The organism is Sulfurospirillum arcachonense DSM 9755 (assembly GCF_000597725.1).
GTDB lineage: Bacteria > Campylobacterota > Campylobacteria > Campylobacterales > Sulfurospirillaceae > Sulfurospirillum_A > Sulfurospirillum_A arcachonense.
Genome location: NZ_JFBL01000002.1, coordinates 189,315 through 208,029 on the forward strand (window position 1 = coordinate 189,315; position 18,715 = coordinate 208,029).

The 18,715-nt window shown below is 29.6% G+C and carries 14 protein-coding genes; 12 read left to right on the top strand and 2 right to left on the bottom strand.

Translation table 11 applies throughout. The features are described 5' to 3' along the window. The first annotated feature begins 13 nt into the window (after positions 1-13). The 8 genes from pheS (at position 14) to K354_RS0102665 (ending at position 10,640) form a co-directional block, all read left to right on the top strand. Positions 14-1,006 (top strand): phenylalanine--tRNA ligase subunit alpha, encoded by a 993-nt coding sequence (gene pheS, locus K354_RS0102630; protein WP_024953961.1) that lies wholly within the window; start codon positions 14-16, stop codon positions 1,004-1,006. After that, on the top strand, positions 1,003-3,339 hold the full coding sequence (gene pheT, locus K354_RS0102635) for a phenylalanine--tRNA ligase subunit beta (protein WP_024953962.1): 2,337 nt from the start codon (positions 1,003-1,005) through the stop codon (positions 3,337-3,339). Before pheS ends, pheT begins: the two co-directional genes overlap by 4 nt. Further along, the gene (aroA, locus tag K354_RS0102640) at positions 3,336-4,613 is read left to right on the top strand and encodes a 3-phosphoshikimate 1-carboxyvinyltransferase (protein WP_024953963.1); all 1,278 of its coding nucleotides are present in this window, start codon (positions 3,336-3,338) and stop codon (positions 4,611-4,613) included. Before pheT ends, aroA begins: the two co-directional genes overlap by 4 nt. Positions 4,614-4,746: 133 nt before the next feature. After that, positions 4,747-5,577: a 4-hydroxy-3-methylbut-2-enyl diphosphate reductase gene (locus tag K354_RS0102645; protein WP_024953964.1), complete on the top strand. Its 831-nt coding sequence runs from the start codon at positions 4,747-4,749 to the stop codon at positions 5,575-5,577. A 77-nt stretch (positions 5,578-5,654) separates the two neighbouring features. Then, positions 5,655-7,334, top strand: coding sequence for a 30S ribosomal protein S1 (locus K354_RS0102650; RefSeq protein WP_037940068.1), 1,680 nt, complete (start codon positions 5,655-5,657; stop codon positions 7,332-7,334). Positions 7,335-7,355: 21 nt separating this feature from the next. Then, positions 7,356-7,817, top strand: a complete 462-nt coding sequence (locus K354_RS0102655) for a hypothetical protein (RefSeq protein ID WP_245600563.1) — start codon at positions 7,356-7,358, stop codon at positions 7,815-7,817. Then, positions 7,814-9,400 carry a phosphoglycerate dehydrogenase gene (gene serA, locus K354_RS0102660; protein ID WP_024953967.1) on the top strand — a complete coding sequence of 529 codons (1,587 nt, stop codon included), beginning with the start codon at positions 7,814-7,816 and terminating at the stop codon, positions 9,398-9,400. Before K354_RS0102655 ends, serA begins: the two co-directional genes overlap by 4 nt. A gap of 58 nt (positions 9,401-9,458) precedes the next feature. Next, positions 9,459-10,640 (top strand): TsoY family (seleno)protein, encoded by a 1,182-nt coding sequence (locus K354_RS0102665; RefSeq protein ID WP_024953968.1) that lies wholly within the window; start codon positions 9,459-9,461, stop codon positions 10,638-10,640. Between the two features lie 98 nt (positions 10,641-10,738). Here K354_RS0102665 and K354_RS14955 read toward each other — a convergent pair whose 3' ends face one another. Continuing rightward, on the bottom strand, positions 10,739-10,900 hold the full coding sequence (locus K354_RS14955; protein WP_156928203.1) for a hypothetical protein: 162 nt from the start codon (positions 10,898-10,900) through the stop codon (positions 10,739-10,741). 241 nt (positions 10,901-11,141) lie between these two features. Between K354_RS14955 and efp the strand changes: the two genes are divergently transcribed. The 4 genes from efp to K354_RS0102690 are packed head-to-tail and all read left to right on the top strand — an operon-like array spanning position 11,142 to position 15,763. Next, positions 11,142-11,705: an elongation factor P gene (gene efp / locus K354_RS0102675; RefSeq protein WP_024953969.1), complete on the top strand. Its 564-nt coding sequence runs from the start codon at positions 11,142-11,144 to the stop codon at positions 11,703-11,705. Positions 11,706-11,718: 13 nt separating this feature from the next. Continuing rightward, on the top strand, positions 11,719-12,264 hold the full coding sequence (locus K354_RS0102680; protein ID WP_024953970.1) for a DJ-1 family glyoxalase III: 546 nt from the start codon (positions 11,719-11,721) through the stop codon (positions 12,262-12,264). Further along, positions 12,258-15,461 carry an EAL domain-containing protein gene (locus K354_RS14875; RefSeq protein ID WP_024953971.1) on the top strand — a complete coding sequence of 1,068 codons (3,204 nt, stop codon included), beginning with the start codon at positions 12,258-12,260 and terminating at the stop codon, positions 15,459-15,461. Before K354_RS0102680 ends, K354_RS14875 begins: the two co-directional genes overlap by 7 nt. Beyond that, entirely contained in the window at positions 15,458-15,763 is a 306-nt protein-coding gene (locus K354_RS0102690) for a c-type cytochrome (protein ID WP_024953972.1), read from the top strand. The genes K354_RS14875 and K354_RS0102690 overlap by 4 nt, the downstream gene beginning before the upstream one ends. Here K354_RS0102690 and K354_RS0102695 read toward each other — a convergent pair. Next, positions 15,760-18,696, bottom strand: coding sequence for a MutS-related protein (locus tag K354_RS0102695; RefSeq protein ID WP_024953973.1), 2,937 nt, complete (start codon positions 18,694-18,696; stop codon positions 15,760-15,762). The genes K354_RS0102690 and K354_RS0102695 overlap by 4 nt on opposite strands. Between the last annotated feature and the right edge of the window lie 19 nt (positions 18,697-18,715).

The following is an 18,715-nucleotide window of genomic DNA, read 5'->3' on the forward strand; positions in this document are numbered from 1 at the left end:
AGGAAAAGGTGAAATGAAAGAGATTGAAGCGTCAATAAGTTCTTGTGATGATTTAAAAGAACTTGAAAAATTAAGAGTGTCTCTCTTTGGTAAGAAAGGTTATTTTGCAGGGCAATTTGCAAAGATGAAAACTGTATCCAACGAAGAAAAAAAAGATTTTGCACAAAATTTAAATACAAACAAAGAGCATTTTTTAGCTCTTCTTAGTGAAAAAAAATTGCACTTAGAAGCTGAGGCTATTGCTTATGAGATGAAAAAAGATGGTGTAGATGTAACACTATTTAACTCGGTAAGTGAAGAGGGAGCTCTTCATCCTGTTATGGATACTATGGATAAGATTATAGAATATTTTGTAAGTATGAACTTTTCAATAGAAGAAGGACCTTTAGTAGAAGATGATTTTCATAACTTTGAAGCATTAAACCTTCCTAAATACCATCCTGCACGAGATATGCAAGATACATTTTATTTTGAAGACAGTATGCTCTTACGTACGCATACGAGTCCAGTTCAAATAAGAACAATGTTAAAAGAAAAACCACCTATTCGTATGATTTGTCCAGGTGCAGTATTTAGAAGAGATTATGACTTGACACATACTCCTATGTTTCATCAAGTTGAAGGTCTTGTTGTTGGAAAAAGTGGTGAAGTTTCATTTGCAAATCTAAAATACATTTTAGAAGATTTTTTGAAGTATATGTTTGGAGATGTAGAAGTACGTTTTCGTCCAAGTTTTTTCCCTTTTACTGAGCCAAGTACAGAAGTAGATATTAGTTGTATTTTTTGTAAAGGTGATGGTTGTCGTGTATGTTCTCATACTGGATGGCTGGAAGTTTTAGGTAGTGGATATGTTGATGAAAATGTTTTTAAAGCTGTTGGTTATGAAGATGTTAGTGGATATGCCTTTGGATTAGGGGTTGAGCGATTTGCGATGCTTTTACATAAAATACCAGATTTACGTTCATTGTTTGAAGGTGATTTAAGATTATTGGAGCAATTTAGATGATTATTACAAGAGCATGGTTAAATGAATGGATAGATATAAAAAAAATATCATCAGAAGATATTTGTAGTACTCTAAATGCTATTGGTCTTGAAGTTGATAGTATAAATAGAATTAGAGTTCCAAAAAATATAGTAGTAGCTCGTGTACTTACTTGTAAAAAACATCCTGATGCTGATAAGCTTAATATTTGCCAAGTAGATTTAGGAAGTGAGACAAAACAGATAGTTTGTGGCGCAAAAAATGTAAGAGAAGGTTTACATGTAGTAGTATCTAAAGTAGGAGCAATCCTACCAAATGGTATGGAAATAAAAGAGGCAAAACTTAGAGGAGAAGAGTCTTCTGGTATGATTTGTTCATCTGAAGAACTTGGGCTTCCTAAAATGGGTGATGGTATCATGGAATTAGATGATAGCATTGGTGAGCTTATTTTAGGAAAAGAGTTTAGCGAATATGAATTAGTAAATGATGATGTTATAGAAATTGAATTAACAGCTAATAGAGGTGACTGTTTAAGTGTTCATGGGGTTGCAAGAGATTTGAGTGTTCCTTATGATTTAGATATAAAACATTTTAGTTCAGAAGATGATGATAATCAATTAGGTATTGGTAGAGTATTAAATGTAAGTGCTAATGAAAAAGTAAATGCATCTTTACTTTATAGAGTTTATGAAAAAGAAGAGATAAAGAGTTCATTTTTAATTGATTTACGTTTAGCTATTGCCGATAATTATAAACCAACTCAATTAGAAAGAGTTGTAGAGTATGCAACTTATACAACAGGAGTACTTTTAAGAACCTATAATCATGCTTGTTTTACAAATCAAAATGATAAAGCAACAGTAAAAATTAAAAAACATACCAATGGCTTAGATGCAGTATATAACAAAAATAATCAAATAACTTCATATGTTGGGATATCTCAAAATGAAGAGGCTAAAGCTAGTAATATAGATCAAAAAGTTATATTAGAAGCAAATTATACGCATCCAGAAATTATATCTGTAAGTAGTGCAAATAAAAAATTAGAATCAGATCGCCATTTATACCGTTCTAGTAGAGGAAGCGAACCTGATTTGGATTTTGGTATGGATTATTTAATAGAACTTTTGAAAAAATACTCTAAAATAATGCTTTATGCTGGAAGTCAACAAGTGATTCAAGATGTTGATGATGTAAGAATTCCTATTGATTTAGAGCAATTAAGAGATATTATAGGGGAAGAAATTCCTAAAAATAAAATTATACAGATTCTTAAAAGACTTGGTTTTGAAGTTGTTTTTAAAAGTGAACAAAGTGTTATGAACGTAAAAGTTCCACAACATCGTCATGATATTTTAAATATTCAAGATGTTTGTGAGGAAATAGTAAGAATTGTAGGAATTGACAATATCACTTCAAAACCTTTAGTCTTTGCTGAAAAAGAGAAGATGAATGATTCTTATCAATCTTTCCAAAAACGAAAAATGTATAGACATAGAGCTGTTAGTATAGGTTTTTTTGAAACGTTACATTTTGTTTTTGATAGTAGAGAAAGAATGGAAAATTATGGACTTAAAACAATTTATAAAAAAAGAGAAATTACAAATCCAATAACAAATGAGTTAAATACTCTAAGATCATCTTTAATTCCAAATCTTTTAGAATCGGTTAATAGAAATGTAAAATTTGGTAGAAAAAGTATAAAACTATTTGAAGTAGGAACTGTTTTTGATAAAAGTAGAAATGAAAATACAAATATTGCTTTTATTTTTAGTGGTGAAACAGAAGCTCAGAAAGTTTCAAATCATGGGAAACCAGCAATTATAGACTTTTTCAAATTTGCAGAAAAAATAAGTAATATTATAGGAAGTTTTGAATTAGAATCATCTACATGTAGAGATAGTTTGAGTAGCCCTTATGAGTATGCAAGAGTGATTCAAAAAGGCAATGATATAGGATATATTTCAAGGGTGCATTTAAATGTTGAGAGAGAACTAGATATAGCACGTACATATATTTGTGAACTTGATATGAATGCTTTGTCATATGAAAGAAAAGAAGCTAAAAAATATTCAAGTTTCCCAGAAAGTGTAAGAGATTTAAGTCTTATGGTTCCTAAAGAGATGCAATTTTCACAAATAAAAAACTTTTTAAATTCTATTGCTCCCGTTGAATTAACAAAACTATATCCAATAGATATATATGAAGATGAATCTTTTGAAGATAAAATTAGTTTAACAATAAAATTTCATTTTCAATCAGAAGAAAAAACTTTTGAAGATGAAGATGTTTCAAAAATGGTAGATTCTATGTTAAATTCTTTAAAAGAAAAGTATGGGATAACAGTTAGATGAGCCAAATTAAAGTATCACCAAAAAAAGAGTTTGTTTTTCAAACAGATGAAATAGCTAGTGATAAATCAATATCTCATAGATGTGCAATTTTTTCACTTTTGAGTGATAAGCCTTCACATGTTAGAAATTTTTTGAATGCTGAAGATACTTTATGCACGCTTAGTATTGCTCAAAGTCTTGGTGCAAAAGTAGAAAAAAAAGGTGATACTCTCATTATAACTCCTCCTCTTGAGTTAAAAGAACCAGCATCTATTTTAGATTGTGGAAATTCAGGAACAGCTATAAGATTATTAATGGGCTTTTTATCTTCACTTGATGGTTTTTATGTACTTCATGGAGATAAATATTTAGTAAGTCGTCCTATGAAGCGTGTAGCAAACCCTTTAAGAAAAATTGGCGCTATAATAGATGGTAGGTCTGATGGGGAGTTAGCTCCCATTAGTATAAGAGGTGCTCATTTAAAACCATTTCATTATGATAGTCCTATTGCATCTGCACAAGTTAAAAGTGCTTTGATATTAGCAGGACTCAGAGCAAAAGGAACATCAACTTTAAGTGAGCCTACTTTAAGCCGTGATCATACTGAAAAAATGTTACGTGGTATGGGTGTTGATATAAAATCAGATGGATGTAAAGTAACTTTAAATTCTATAAATAAACCTTTAAAACCTTTGGATATAACAGTGCCAAATGATCCTTCAAGTGGATTCTTTTTTGCAGTAGCTGCTGCAATTACCCCAAATTCAAAAGTCATTTTGAAAAATATGTTATTAAATCCTACCAGAATTGAAGCCTATGAAGTATTAAAACGTATGGGTGCAAAAGTTGAGTTCATAGAAAAAGAATCAACTTATGATAGTGTAGGAGATATCGTGGTAGAATATGCTCCTTTAACTGGCGTTACTGTTAAAGATAATATTGCTTGGCTTATTGATGAACTTCCAGCCCTTTCAATTGCTTTTGCAACTGCAACTGGTAAAAGTGTAGTAAAAAATGCAAAAGAGTTAAGAGTTAAAGAGAGTGATAGAATATCTTCTGTAGTAGAGAATTTAAAAAAATGTGGTTTACATGTAGAAGAGTTTGAAGATGGTTATGAAGTAACTGGTGGAGAATTACAAAGTGCTACAGTCGATAGTTATGGTGACCATAGAGTTGCTATGAGTTTTGCGATAGCTGGATTAAAAGTACCCATGAATATAACTGATACTGAGTGTATTCAAACTTCATTTCCAAATTTTATAGAATTGTTATCTCAAATAGGAAATGTAAAATAAAAATAAATTTTAACTACTCTTCACAAAGTGAAAGCTTTCTCAAAGAGAGTGATTTGCTAAAGCAAACCGCTTCGCTTCACAAGAGTGAGAGGAATTTTTACGTGACTTTGCCTCGTAAAAAGGAGACAATAAAATGCAAATTAAATTAGCTAAAAATTATGGATTTTGCTTTGGAGTTAAAAGAGCTATAAAAATAGCAGAAAACTCTAAAAATGCTTCTACTATAGGGCCTTTAATACATAATAATGAAGAAATTAAAAGATTAAAAATAAATTTTAATGTAGATACTCTTAATGATGTAAGTGAAGTAAATGGTGTTAAAAAAGCTATTATTAGAACTCATGGTATAACAAAAGATGATTTAGAAATGCTTCAACAAAGTGGCACTGATATTATTGATGCTACATGCCCGTTTGTAACAAAACCACAGCAAATATGTGAAGAGATGAGTGAAGCTGGATATGATGTTGTAATTTTTGGGGATAAAAATCATCCTGAAGTAAGAGGTGTTCAAAGTTACGCTAAAAATGGAGCAAAAGTTGTTTTAAGTGTTGAAGATATCAAAAGTTTACACTTAAGTAATAAAATTGCCATAGTGTCTCAAACTACAAGAAAAGTAGATGAATTTTTAAAAATAGTCAATTATCTTACTATTAATTACAAAGAAGTAAGAGTTTTTAATACTATATGTAATGCAACTTTTGAAAATCAAGATGCTGCTAAAGAGTTAGCAAAAGAAGCAGATATTATGATAGTCATTGGCGGTAAAAATTCATCAAATACAAAACAGCTTTTTAACATTGCAAAAGATAATTGTTTTGATAGTTTTTTGATTGAAAATGAAAATGAGTTACAAAATATGTGGTTTAAAAATAAAAAGTTATGTGGTATAACTGCTGGTGCATCGACTCCTGATTGGATAATTGAAAAAATTATTGGAAAAATAAGTAAAATTAAAGTATAATAGTGAAATTTTATACAAATTGAGTATACCAGCTTAATGCTAAACGTGTAAAAATCAAATTAATAAAAGGGAATATAATGGTAAATGAGGCGAACGGGATTGTTCAATCTGAAACTGCAGACGAGCTAGAGGAGATGGATTTTGCAGCGATGTTAGAAGAGTCTTTCAAAAAAGATTCTGGTAGAGATGCACTGATTGATGGTGTTATTGTTGAAATAAAAGATGATGTTGCACTAGTTGATGTGGGTAAAAAGTCAGAAGGACGTTTATACACTTCAGAGTTATTAGATAGCGAAGGCAATATGGCATATAAAGTAGGCGATACTATCAAAGTTGTAATTTCTGGTTTCAGAAACGAACGTCCAAATGTTTCTCATAAAAAAGCGATTCGTAAAGAGCGTGTAAAATCATTTATTGCTGATTATAAAGAAGATGAAGAGAAAGTTTTTGACCTTAAAGTTGTTGGCAAAAACAAAGGTGGTTTTATAGTTGAAGATGAATCAGGTATAGAATTTTTCTTACCTCGTTCACAAGCAGCTGTAAGAGATATGAATGCTTTAATGGGTAAAAATGTAAAAGTTAAAATCATTAAAGTAGATACTGAAAATGAATCAATTGTAGTATCACGTAAAAAGTTTCTTGATGATGAAAGAAAAAAACGTAAAGAAATTGTTCAAGAATTAATTGATGCTGATGAAGTTGTTGAAGGTACAATTAAAAAAATTACTACGTATGGTATGTTTGTAGATGTTGGTGGTATTGATGGGCTAGTTCACTATAGTGAAATTAGTTATAAAGGGCCAGTAAATCCAAGTACAATTTACTCTGAAGGTGAAGTTGTTCCTGTTAAAGCTATTAAATATGATAAAGAAAAACGTCATCTTTCACTTTCAATTAAAGCAGCTATGCCAGATCCTTGGGAAGAAATCAGAGATCAATTAGAAGTTGGTGATTCAATTCAAGTTGAAGTTAGTAACATTGAACCATATGGTGCATTTGTTGATCTTGGTAATGACATAGAAGGTTTCTTACATATTTCAGAAATTTCTTGGGACAAAAACATTAAACATCCAAAAGATTATATCTCAGAAAATCAAGAAATTGATGTAGAAGTAATTGAAATTAATGCAGATGAGAGAAGACTTAGAGTATCTCTAAAAAATGTACTTCCAAAACCATTTGAAGATTTCTTAAAAACTTACAAAACAGGTGAAGTTGTTAAAGGTGTTGTTACTACAATTACAAACTTTGGAGCATTTATCAAAATTGGTGGTATTGAGGGACTTTTACATAATGAAGATACTTCATGGAATAGAAATGATAAATGTAAAGAACTTTTAACAGTTGGCGATGAAATTGAAGTTAAAATTATTAAGATTGATGATATTAACGAAAAAGTATCTTTAAGTAAAAAAGAGTTAGAAGATAGCCCAATCCAACAATATGCTAAAAATCATTCAAACGGTGATATAGTAATTGGTAAAATTAGAGATATTAAAGATTTTGGAGTATTTGTAGAATTAGAAAACAATGTTGATGCTTTAATTCGTACAGAAGATTTACCACAAGGTTCTGAAGATGAGTTGAAAGTTGGAGATGATATTGAAGCTGCAATTACTTTTATTGATGATAAAAAGAATCGTATTAGATTATCAGTAAGAAGACTTTCTAAACTTAAAGAAAGAGAAGCACTTAAAGAGATCAATAAAGAAGAAAAGATGACTCTTGGAGACATCATTAAAGATCAATTGAAATAATATATGCAAAAAAAGGTAACTTTGGCATTATTTGTATTATTGATTATTACATTAGGTATGGTTTTAATAAATCTACTTAGCGAAGATAATAATAGTGTACAAATAAGTGCCGAGTACCTTTCTCCTTCACTAAAGAAAAATCGAGAACTACCAAAAAATAAAACTTGGACACAAGAGCTTGCAAAGTCTAAAGAAACAAAATTTACATTTCCTGTAAATGAACTTTTTATGCAAATTGATTTAAAGAGTTATGTTCCCCCTAAAGTAAAATCTTTTAGATTAGTTGTAAATAGAGCTGATCGTTACTCTCTTTTTTGTATAGTACAAACACTATCATCAATGAATTTACCTTACGTAGTCGATAAAAAGAATAAAACTCCTGAAATATATGTAAGTAGTAAAACAGAAAATTCATTAAAAAAAGTAGTTAAAAGATTAGAAGATTATGATATAAAATCAAAAATAATTGAGGTTTGGTTATGAAACAAAAGAAAATTATAGTTTGTGATGCAATACATCAAAAAGGATTTGAACTTTTAAAAAGTGAAAATGATATCGAGGTTATTGATGCAGTAGGTGTTGATAAAGAAGAATTATTAAATATTATAGGTGAGGCGGATGTTGCAATAACAAGAAGCTCAACAGATATTAATGAAAAGTTTTTAAATAGTGCTAAAAATATGAAAGCAATAGTAAGAGCAGGTGTAGGTGTTGATAATGTAGATCAGGATGGTTGTAGTAGACGTGGTATTATTGCTATGAATGTTCCTACAGCTAATACTATCGCTGCAGTTGAACTTACAATGGCTCATCTTTTAGGAACTGCTAGAAGTTTTACAAATGCAAACAATCATTTAAAAAATGATAGAGTTTGGAAAAGAGAAAAATGGTATGGCACAGAGCTTAGTGGTAAAAAACTAGGTGTTATAGGCTTTGGTAATATAGGAAGTAGAGTAGCTATTCGTGCAAAAAGTTTTGATATGGATATTGTTGCATATGATCCTTATATTACATCATCTAAAGTAACAGATTTAGATATGACTTATACTACTAACTTTGATGATATTTTAGCTTGTGATTTTATAACTATTCATACTCCAAAAAATAAAGAGACAATTGATATTATTTCTTTTGATGAGATTAAAAAAATGAAAGATGGAGTAAGATTAGTAAACTGTGCTCGTGGTGGTTTATATAATGAAGAAGCACTATATGAGGGCATTAAAAGTGGTAAGATAGCATTTGCAGGAATTGATGTTTTTTCTTATGAACCTGCAACTGATCATTTTTTATTAGATTTAGAAAATATTTGTGTAACACCTCACCTTGGTGCTAACACAATAGAATCTCAAGAAAAAATAGCAATACAAGCAGCAGAAAATGCAATTAGTGCAGCTAGAGGGGTTAGTTATCCTAATGCTTTAAATCTTCCTATTAAGGCGGAAGATTTACCACCATTTGTAGAGCCATATTTAGAGTTAGTTCAAAAAATGGGATTTTTATGTGCACAAATTAACAAGGCATCTATAAAATCAGTAAAAATTGAAGCCGAAGGAGAAGTCGGTGAATATGTAAAATCATTATTAACTTTTGCATTAGTTGGATCTTTAAAAGAGTCAATTGGCGATAAAATTAATTATGTAAATGCTGAATTTGTAGCGAATGAAAAAGCAATAGATACTAAGTTTGAGGCTATTAATAATTCTAGTGGTTATAAAAATAAAATAACAATTAGACTCACAACAGAAAAAGGTGTTACTACAGTAAATGGTACAGTTTTTGGTGAAGATGAGCAAAGAATTGTTGGAATTAATGGGTTTAAATTTGATTTTAAACCTAAAGGAAAAATGATAGTTGTTAAAAACTCTGATGTTCCTGGTGTTATCGCTGATATATCTTCAATGCTTTCAAGTGTTGGCGTAAATATTGCAGACTTTAGACTTGGTCGTGATGAGCATGGTTTAGCTATGGCTGTTATTTTAGTTGATGAAAACATAGATAAAAAATTAGTAGCAAAACTTAATGAACTTGATACTTGTATTTGGGCAGAATATGCAGTTATATAAATAAACCTTTGACCCTTGGGTCGAAATTTTATTAAAATCAATTTATGTAGGAGAGTGTGTGAACTTAAAACATAATTTAAAAGAGGGGTACTCCCCTCTTTATTTTTTAGCTTCTTTAGGAGCTGGTGGGCTTAGCGTTTCATTTTTTATGTATTTGATGTTTATGATAAAACATCCAAAAACACCTATGAGTACTTATAGTGATATATTTCCGATATTATCAGAAGTTACAGTTGTCTCATTTTTAGTTTTAGTTGCCTTATTGGGTATTCTATTTTTTGCATTTGTTCATTTTAAACTACTTATTTGGAATATTAAAGAATATTCTTTATTTAAAAATACTAGTAGTTATACTGATTTAAAGAATAGCAATAATGAAGTACAATTGATGGCAATGCCATTAACTATGGCAATGAGTATTAATGTATGTTTTATTTTAGGAGCTGTATTCGTTCCAGGTCTTTGGAGCATTGTTGAATACCTTTTCCCTTTTGCAACCATAGCTTTTTTATTAGTTGGATTATATGCTTTAAAACTTTATGGGAGTTATGTATCAAGAGTTTTAATAGGAGGAACTTTTGATTTTGAGAAGAATTCAAATTTTTCTCAAATGTTAGCAGTATTTGCTTTCTCTATGATTTCTGTTGGGTTAGCTGCTCCTGGGGCTATGAGTCATTATGTGGGAGTTTCTGCTTTTGCATTGTTTTTTTCTATTCTTTTTATGATGATTTCAATTATACTATTAGTGATTACTTTAGTTATAGGATTTAAATCAATGCTTCGTTATGGAGTGAGTGGAGAATCTGCTGGAACTTTATGGATGTTGATACCAATATTGACTCTTTTAGGTATTGCTTTAGTGAGAATTAGTTTTGGTCTTATTCATAATTTTCAACAAGAAGCTTCTCCTTCTTATCTTTTTATGCTTACTTCAGCAATTTTATCTGCACAAATAATAGTTGGTTTTTTTGGGTATATGATAATGAAAAAAATAGGTTATTTTAGTAAATTTGTGAAGTCAAATGTAAAAAGTGTAGGAGCATTGGGTTTAATCTGCCCTGGTGTTGCATTTTTTGTATTTGGAATGTTTTTTATATTTTTTGGTTTACTAAAAAATAATGTTGTAGAAATATTTTCATTAGGATATTTTATAGTTCTGGCTCCTTTAGTATTAATTCAACTTAAAACAATTCAAGTTTTCTTTAATCTTTCAAAAAAACTTCTTATTTCAAAAAGTTAAAAAGCTCTTTATTGAGCTTTTTAACTACTATTTAGGAAAAACTAATAATAGTAAATTAGTGACATAGATGTTTTTACTCATGAAACATTTTTTACCATCTACCTTCTTATCATTAAAAACTTCTGTCTAGAAAATATTTTTAAATATCTATAAAACATCATATATTTTTTAAGGGATTCTATTTTTTTACTCTTTCTTTCATCTAAAATAATAAAGACTTCTTCTAATGCTTTTTTTTCTGAAATACTCAAGTTTGTCATCTAAAATCCTTATATTTTTTTGATAAATTATTATACATAAATACTAATTAAATATACATTAAATAGAATATAAATATTAAATAAATGAGTATAAAATACATAATATAGTTTATATAGACTATATTAAATTATATTAAAAGTTTTTTATCGGTTAGTATATACGGTTTATCGTATATAAAATGCTTTAAATAATCATGTAATTTAATTTTGGGTATAATCAATAAAAAATTTAGGAGAATTTATGGCAACAGTTGGAATGGGCGACTTAAAAAAAGGACTAAAAATAGAACTTAATGGAGTACCTTACAAAATAGTAGAATATCAACATGTTAAACCAGGTAAGGGTGCAGCATTTGTAAGATGTAAAATAAAATCTTATGCAAATGGAAAAGTAATTGAAAAAACTTTTCATGCAGGGGATAAATGTGAAAAACCAGATCTTGAAGATAAAACAATGCAATATTTATATGATGATGGGGAGCTTATGCAGTTCATGGATACAGTAACTTATGATCAAATTGGTTTAACTCATGATCAAGTTGGTGATGTAGCTAATTGGATTATTGATGGCATGAATGTAGAGATGCTTTTTCATAATGGAACACCAATAGGTGTTGAAGCACCAGCAGTAGTAGAACTAAAAATTGTTGAAACTCCTCCTAACTTTAAAGGTGATTCACAAGGTGGTAAAAAACCAGCGACTCTTGAAAGTGGGGCAGTAGTACAAGTTCCTTTTCATGTTTTAGAAGGTAGCGTAATAAAAGTAGATACTGCTAAAGCTGAATATTTAGAAAAAGTTAAGTAAAAAAGGATTTTTTATGTCAAAAGTTTTAGTTCCTATTGCCACAGGATTTGAAGAAATAGAAGCAATTACTATAATAGATATTTTAAGAAGAGCTGATATTGAAGTAGTAACAGCTGGATTAAATCGTAAATGTGTTTTAGGAGCTCATGGCATTGAAATAAAAACAGGGGTTCATATTGATGATGTGAATTCTAGAGATTTTGATATGATCATATTACCTGGTGGAATGCCAGGTAGTGAAAATTTAAAAAATAGTAAAACGGTGCAGGCACTTCTTGGTGAAATGGATCAAAATGGTAAATATATAGGAGCAATATGTGCTGCACCTATCGCTTTAGCACAAGCTGAAGTTTTAAAAAGTTCATATACTTGTTATCCTTCATTTGAGCAAAAAATAACTCAAAGTACATATACCTCTAGTGAAGATGTTGTGTGTGACCAAAATATTATTACCGCAAAAGGTCCTAGTACGGCCATGAAATTTTCGTTAGAAATTGTTGATAAACTTTGTGGAAAAGAAAAAATGTTGGAGATAAAAAGGCAATTACTTTTATGCTAATAAAAGAGTTTGTCCAACGAAGAGATGACAAAGTATCTATAAATACGACTGTTCAAGAAGTTGTTGAAAAAATGTTCCAACAATCTCTTAAATATGTTGTAGTAGTGGATACTGAAGATTATCCTATAGGTATTTTAACAGAAAGAGATATTCTGTATTTGTACAATGACAATATAGATTTTAATACAACAAATGCTTATAACATGTCTTCTAAAGAGCTCATAAGAGCACATTTTGATAGAGAATTAACTTATGCTTTAAATTTTATGATTGATCATAATGTTAGAAGAGTAGTTATCATTGATGAATATGATAAATTTGTAGGAGTTATTGAACAAGAAGAAATAATTTTTGAGTTTGAAAAAAAGAGTATAAGAAGTAATTTTAAAATATTTGAAGGTTTTTTAAGTGAATCAAAAGCATTAAGCGTAGATAAAAAAACATCTTTAAAAGAGACTATTCAACTCATGAAAGATAAAAATTTTGGTTCAATCTTAGTAACAGATGAGCATGGTTCTATTGGAATATTGACTGAAACTGATATAACACAATTGGCTAAAGATAAAATAGATAAAGAAAAAAGTGTTGAGTGTTTTATGCATTCACCAATTTATAAAGTTTCGATGAAAGCTTCTATACATGAATGTATAGAACTTATGAAAAGTAAAAAGATACGAAGAATTGTAGTTGAATCAATCTTAGAAGATGGATCAAAAACTGATTATGTTGTTACATCTAAAGATATATTAAGTAACCTTCAAGGAAATTATTCAAAATTCTTGGAAGAAAAACTTCTTTCTCAAAAAAACACATTAGAAAAGTTGGATAGCTTAGTAATAGAAGCTTATGATTTTGGTAATTCTCAAGTTGTAAGTTGGGTAAATAAAATTGCAAAAGAAAGATTAAATATTCACTTAGATGATACTCTTCAAAAAATAATTCCTAAAAATATTTTAGATGAAAGTTTTAAATGCTTTGCTCAAAATAAATGTCATTATGAAGATAAAGTAGAAATAAATGGGAGATTATACAAGTATAGTGCAAGTAGTGCTGGTATGTTTAATTCACGTGTTATCAAAATCTTATTAAGTGATTTTACAGAACTTTATTTGTCTAATAGAAAATTGCTTGATCAAGTGGATATTATGAGTGATTCTATTGACGAGCAAGAAGCTATGCAAAGAGAAATTTTTAATCAACGTGCCATTGGTATAGGATATATTGATTTAAATGGAGAAATACTTTTTACAAATAAATATATAGATAATCTTTTAGGATATGATGAGGGAGAGTTAAGTGGTATAAATGTAAGAGATATTACATATGAAGATGACATTGAAATATCAATGGATACTAGGCGAGAGATTTTGGAAAATACTTTATTGCCAGAGATAGAATATACAAAAAGATATAAACATAAAAATGGAACTCCAATTTGGGTTAATTCAAGTATGTCTGTTTCAAAAGATAAAAATGGAATACCTCAATATATAATAGGTTTTGTAAAAGATATCCGTGGGAAAAAAGAGAGTGAAAGTAGATTAAATTTAGCTGCAGCGGTATTTGAAAATACTAATGAAGGTATTGTTATAACTGATCATAGATTAAATATACAAGTTGTGAACAATGCCTTTTGTGAAATAACTGGCTATACTAATTTAGATGTAATTGCTCGAAATGCAGTTTTTTTACAATCTAGTTTTCATGATAGTAGTTTTTATAAAAAGATGTGGGCCTCAGTTAAAAAATATGGATATTGGAAAGGTGAAATGTGGAGTACCCGAAAAAATGGTGAACGATTTCCACAATGGCTCAATATTAGTACAATTAAAGATGAATTTGAAAATATCATAAATTATATTTCTGTTATATCAGATATTAGTACGATGAAACAGTCTGAAAAAGAGCTAGAATTTTTAGCACATCATGATCCTTTAACAAAGCTTCCAAATAGATTATTACTTTCAGCGAGACTAGAGCAAGCTATAAAAAGAGCAAAGAGAGAAGAGAGTAAGATTGCTGTTTTATTTTTAGACCTTGATAGATTTAAAGAGATAAATGATACATATGGACACTCTTATGGTGATGAAATTTTGACTACGGTAACTTCTAGATTTAAAACAATTATGAGAGAAAAAGATACTATAGCTAGAATTGGTGGAGATGAGTTTATTATGCTCATAGAAGAGTTGGAAAATATAAGTGATATCGAACCTGTCTTATGTAAAGTTTTGAATATTTTTAATGAAGAGATTAATGTTGAGCATATTAGTTTTAAATTGACTGCTAGTATTGGTGTCTCTATTTTCCCTGACGATGGGAATCAAATAGAAGATTTGATTAAAAATGCAGATGCTGCTATGTATCAAGCTAAAGATGCTGGTAGAAATACCTATAGATTTTATACAGAAGAGATGACCCAAAGTCTTTTTGCAAATATGCTTATGAAAAATGAAATTGATAGATCATTAAAAACGGATGAATTTATACTGCATTATCAACCTCAAGTTTCTATTAAGACTTTACAAGTTTTGGGAATAGAAGCACTAGTAAGATGGAATCATCCAAATATGGGATTAATGTATCCTGATAGATTTATTAAAATTGCTGAAAATACTAAGCAAATTATAGAATTAGGTAAAAAAGTTTTAGAAATGGCATGTAAAGATGCCAAAGATTTGATAGACCAAGAACTTTTTGAAGGTAGAATATCAGTAAATGTTTCGGCTGTTCAAATTAAACAAGATGATTTTTACGATGTTGTAATTTCTATCTTAAAGAAGACTGGATTAAGTGGAAACTATCTAGAACTTGAATTAACAGAAAGTTATATAATGGAAAATCCAAAAGATGCGATACATTTATTTAAAAAATTAAAAAATCATGGCATTACTTTGTCAATAGATGATTTTGGTACAGGGTATTCGTCTTTGAGTTATCTGAAAAAACTTCCAGTTGATAAGTTAAAAATTGATCGTTCTTTTATTATGGATATTCCAAATGATAAAGAAGATATGGCAATAACCAGTACTATTATTGCTATGTCTAAAAGTTTAGGACTTAGTGTGATAGCTGAAGGAATCGAAACACAAGAACAGCATGCATTTTTGAAAAAAGAAGGATGTTATGAAGGGCAAGGGTACTTATATAGTAGACCAATTGATATAATATCTTTGAAAGAATTTTTACAAAAATGAAATATTTTTTATTGATAATAAGTGTATTGCTCTTTTTAGGATGTTCCGAAAAAAAGACAGATGGGGCTTCTATATTTAACTCAGAATGTGCTTCTTGCCATGGGAAAATGGCTGAAAAATCTGCTTTTGGAAAATCCCAAATTATAGTAAGTTGGAGTAAAGAAAATATTGTTAAAGCTATGAAAGGGTATCAATCAGGAACTTATGGAAGGTCCATGAAAAGACTTATGTCCAAACAAGTAAAATCAATGACTGATGAAGAAATTGATGCCGTAGCGGAGTATATTTCAAAAATTTATTAACAGTTTTCTTGATAATGAAGTTTTAGTCCATCCTCACCCATGACAAAACCTTGTATAATTATTTTTCCTTCATGTACTAAATTATGATGCTTTTTACACAGTGGAATGAGGTTATATTTGTGGTTTTTATGAAAATGACCTATGTTACCATGCTCATCTGAACTACTTTGTTCTGATATATGGTGCACATCATCAACATCTTCATCACATAAAGCACATTTGCTGAGGTAGATTTCTTTATTGTATTTACTTCTTTTTTTCTTTTTTAAAAGTTCAAGTTCACTAAAATCACCAGCAATCTCTTTTCTAATAGAGTAAGCATTCTCTATAAACTCTTTATCCATATGGAGAGACTTTGCAAACTCTAGACCATAAAGTGAACTTCCACTTCCAAGTTCTAATTTTCTATTATAAAGAAGTTTATCTTCTTTTTCATCATAAGTAACTCCAAGATGCAGATAGACAAGTTTATCTAGTTTTTTGATACGCTTTATTTGTCCTAGTTGATGTAAATGCGTTGCAAAAACAAATAAAGATTTCATAGAGTAGAGTTTTTCCATAGCACTTGCAACTATTGCTAAGGCTGATTCGGTTTCAGTCCCATGACTTATCTCATCTCCAAGTACTAAAGAGTTCTCAGTTGCTCGGTTAAATATATTTTTAAGTTCCAACATCTCAACAGTAAAAGTTGATAAGCCTTTATAAAGATTATCATGACTTACAATTCTTGTAAATATTTTATCAAAAGCAACAAACTTCATACTCGCACTTGGTACAAAAAATCCAGATTGTGCCATAATGACAGAGATACCTAAACTTTTCATTAAGGAAGATTTACCACTAGAGTTAATTCCATAAAGAAGCATTCCTCTTATCTCATCCTCTACACCAGATTCAAGTATGATGTGATCATGTTCAGTATCTTTATTGATATGTCCAAGTAAAACATCGTTTGGCACATAGATACCATTTTCTTCACGAGATTCTATAAGCGGATGTCTTAGACCAATAGCTTCAATAAATCTTTTGTTTTTATCCACTTCTAAAACTGTCGGGCGAGAGTAGTTATAGAGATTGGCACATTTTGCATTTGATAGAGCAACGTCTAAAGTTCCAATAAAACTGATAAGATGCTCAAGCGTATGAGAAAACATAGTTTCTATTTTTTCTAAACTCTCATCAAATCGTTTTTTCACTAAAGCAATCATTTTGACATTGGCTGTTGTCACTTCTTTTGAAATCTCTTCAGTTAGTTGGGACGTGATTTTAACAGAGTTTTTTAACAACTTAAAACTAAAATCTTTAAAAAAGTGGTGTTCGCCATCTATTGTGATAAAAGATTCATGGAGCTTTTCTTTAATCATAGAGTATCTGTTTTTGGTTAATGTTATATAATAACCTTCGCTATCAAGCCAGCCTATACTGACTGCATTTTTTGAGTTATCTTCAAAAAGAGAGCTTACATGTAAGGCTATTTTTTCTATGCTTTGAAAAGATTCTCTTTTATTATTTATAATTTTATCTATTTGAGGATGGATACCTTCTAAGAAGAGATTTTCATCAATTTGCTCTTTTCTAAATTTTGCACACGAATCAAGTAAAAACGTAGAGTTAAGAATCTTGAGTAACTCTTCACACTCATCATAAAGATTTTTTGGTGTATTTATCTTTTTAAACTGTGCTTCTTTAAATATATTGAGTATTGATTCAAGGGAAGTATTGAGATAATCAAGCTCTAAAGGATGGAGTTTTTTAAGCTGAATACGTCTTAAAATTCTTTCCAAATCATAGACTTGTTTGAGCGCAACCTCAAATTTTTTATAATCATGTAAAAGTTGTTCACTCAAATCAAATCTCTCATTTAACGTTTTAATATCACATATGGGATTTAAAAGTCGCTCTTTTAAAAGACGTTTTCCTATGGCTGTTGAAGTATGGTCTATAAGAGATAAAAGAGTCATTTCACTTGGGTTTTTAGAGATGATTCCAAGTTGTTCAAGAGCATTGTTTCCTATGTACATGTAACGATTGCTTCCTAGTAAAATAGGACGGCTCATTTTTTCAATGATATTTTCATCGTGCTCGATTATAAAATCACAAAGGATTGCTAAAGATTCACTAGCATATGGATGACGCTCAATATCTAAGTACTCAATAGGAGTAAGAAGTGAACGAATAGAATAAATTTTTTCAAAAAGAGTGTTTTGATAGGCTATCTTTGCTCTTTTTTTGTTGATACTGTTATGGAGTGAAGAGTTTATTTCAAGGTAGTTTTTTACCCACTCTTTGTCAATACTTTCAGAGTTAAAAGTGAGAACTACTTCACTTGTTTTATAGGTTTGTAAAAGGTTGAAAACTTCATCAAGTGCATATGTTTTATCTTCTCTTGTTCCATGGATTTCATTAATCATAGTTTTACCAGTACTTACATCAATAGCAGAGTAGCCAATAGAGTATATCTGGTGATTGCAATCAATAAGCAGTGAAACAAGATAGTTTTCTCCTGATTCTATCAGATAATCAAAGTTTGTACCAGGGCTTATGATATTGGCAATATATCTTTTTACATGTGGAGGTAAACCTTTTTGTCTCACTATAACAATAGTATATTTTTTAGTTTGAATGAGTCTATTAAGATATCTCTCCAGTGAAACTGCAGGAACACCTGCAAGTAAAGGGTTTTGTAAAGAATTTTCAATAATGTTTTTATTTTTACGAGTAAGTTGGATATTTAAAAGCTCACTTACTTCTTTAGCTTTTCCTATTTGATGTGTTTCGTTGTTGACTTCATATGTTTCAAAAAAACTTCCTATTTCCATAAGAACTATAGTATTTGAGCCATACTTTGCTTCAAAAAGAAGTTGTAAGTCAAAATAAATTTCTGTCAATAATTTATTTTTAGAGTTTAGTATCTGTGCTACTTCTTCATTCATATGTTTTTTTATTATCCTC

Coding starts and splice junctions, on each gene's coding strand:
- efp (WP_024953969.1), top strand. CDS start 11,142: ATGGCAACAGTTGGAATGGGCGACTTAAAAAAAGGACTAAAAATAGAA.
- pheT (WP_024953962.1), top strand. CDS start 1,003: ATGATTATTACAAGAGCATGGTTAAATGAATGGATAGATATAAAAAAA.
- K354_RS0102680 (WP_024953970.1), top strand. CDS start 11,719: ATGTCAAAAGTTTTAGTTCCTATTGCCACAGGATTTGAAGAAATAGAA.
- aroA (WP_024953963.1), top strand. CDS start 3,336: ATGAGCCAAATTAAAGTATCACCAAAAAAAGAGTTTGTTTTTCAAACA.
- K354_RS0102650 (WP_037940068.1), top strand. CDS start 5,655: ATGGTAAATGAGGCGAACGGGATTGTTCAATCTGAAACTGCAGACGAG.
- serA (WP_024953967.1), top strand. CDS start 7,814: ATGAAACAAAAGAAAATTATAGTTTGTGATGCAATACATCAAAAAGGA.
- K354_RS0102645 (WP_024953964.1), top strand. CDS start 4,747: ATGCAAATTAAATTAGCTAAAAATTATGGATTTTGCTTTGGAGTTAAA.
- K354_RS0102695 (WP_024953973.1), bottom strand. CDS start 18,696: ATGAATGAAGAAGTAGCACAGATACTAAACTCTAAAAATAAATTATTG.
- K354_RS0102690 (WP_024953972.1), top strand. CDS start 15,458: ATGAAATATTTTTTATTGATAATAAGTGTATTGCTCTTTTTAGGATGT.
- K354_RS14955 (WP_156928203.1), bottom strand. CDS start 10,900: ATGACAAACTTGAGTATTTCAGAAAAAAAAGCATTAGAAGAAGTCTTT.
- K354_RS14875 (WP_024953971.1), top strand. CDS start 12,258: ATGCTAATAAAAGAGTTTGTCCAACGAAGAGATGACAAAGTATCTATA.
- pheS (WP_024953961.1), top strand. CDS start 14: ATGAAAGAGATTGAAGCGTCAATAAGTTCTTGTGATGATTTAAAAGAA.